General features: G+C 55.9%; 1 protein-coding gene. It reads left to right on the top strand.

Going from position 1 to position 641, the window contains the following annotated elements:
- Nucleotides 1–592 (top strand): IS6 family transposase (locus HV796_RS43060; RefSeq protein WP_175233651.1); only part of this gene is annotated, 592 nt, incomplete at its 5' end.
- Nucleotides 593–641 lie beyond the last annotated feature (49 nt).

Below are 641 nucleotides of genomic sequence, written 5' to 3'. Positions count from 1 at the left end.
AAGCCTGCGAAACCTGGAAGAAATGATGGCGGAGCGAGGCATCGGGGTGGATCATTCAACCGTGCATCGTTGGGCCCTCAAGCTGCTGCCGGTGCTGGAGAAAGCGTTCGGCCATCACAAACGCCCCGTCGGCAGGAGCTGGCGCGTGGATGAAACCTGCATCAAGGTCAAGGGCCAATGGAAATACCTGTATCGCGTCGTCGATAAGGCCGGCAACACCATCGACTTTCTGTTGCCGGCCCATCGGGATAAGACTGCGGCGCGGCGGTATTTCGAAAAATCAATCGCCCGGAATGGCGAACCCGAGACGGTGACAATCGACAAAAGCGGCGCCAATATGGCTGCGCTGGACGCCATCAACGCCGAGCGCGAAACGCCCATCAGGATCCGGCAGACGAAGTATCTGAACAATATCATCGAGCAGGACCACCGCGCGATCAAGCGGCGTACCCGCCCCATGCTCGGGTTCAAGAATTTTCGGTGCGCACGTATTCTGCTGGGCGGCATCGAGATGATGCATATGATCAGGAAGGGGCAGATGCAAGGTGGGAGCCAAACTCCTGCTGCACAGTTTTACTCGTTGGTCAAATAAGCATTACTTAGCATATTCCCTTTATTCGACCAATCATCGTTATTGCGAC

Origin of the sequence: Paraburkholderia humisilvae (assembly GCF_902859855.1) — a bacterium.
Classification (GTDB): Bacteria; Pseudomonadota; Gammaproteobacteria; order Burkholderiales; family Burkholderiaceae; genus Paraburkholderia; species Paraburkholderia humisilvae.
This window is presented reverse-complemented; position numbering and strand designations above follow the sequence as displayed.